Annotated in this window: 1 protein-coding gene; it reads left to right on the plus strand. The window is 56.5% G+C overall.

Annotation, left to right across the window (positions count from 1 at the left end):
- Nucleotides 1–503 (plus strand): RNA-guided endonuclease IscB (gene iscB / locus HMPREF9439_RS08890; protein WP_040603557.1); only part of this gene is annotated, 503 nt, incomplete at both ends.

The raw sequence follows: 503 nt of genomic DNA on the forward strand, positions 1-503 counted from the left end.
CGGCAGTCCCGCCGTAACCGCAAAACGCGCTACCGCGCGCCGAGATTCAACAACCGTCTCCGCACCAAGCGCAAAGGCTGGCTTGCTCCGTCGGTTGAAAACCGAATCAACGCGCACTTGTCGCGCATAGAAGCGGTTCTTCGACTGCTGCCGGTCACGAAGATCACCGTGGAAACGGCTTCCTTCGACATGCAGCTGCTGAAGAATCCCGACATTGCAGGGAAAGAGTACCCAGAGGGCGAGCAGCTCGGCTTCTGGAACGTCCGCGAGTATGTTCTTTTCAGAGACAGGCACGTTTGTCAGCATTGTTACGGCAGATCGAAGGATCCGGTGCTCAATGTTCATCACTTGGAAAGCAGACGTACCGGCGGAGATTCGCCCGGCAACCTGATTACGCTTTGTGAGACGTGCCATAAGGCACTTCACCGCGGCGATATCACGTTGAAGGCCAAGCGAGGGAAATCGTTCCATGCGGAAGCCTTCATGGGAATTATGCGCTGGGA

The sequence above is a fragment of the Parasutterella excrementihominis YIT 11859 genome (assembly GCF_000205025.1).
Taxonomy (GTDB): domain Bacteria; phylum Pseudomonadota; class Gammaproteobacteria; order Burkholderiales; family Burkholderiaceae_F; genus Parasutterella; species Parasutterella excrementihominis.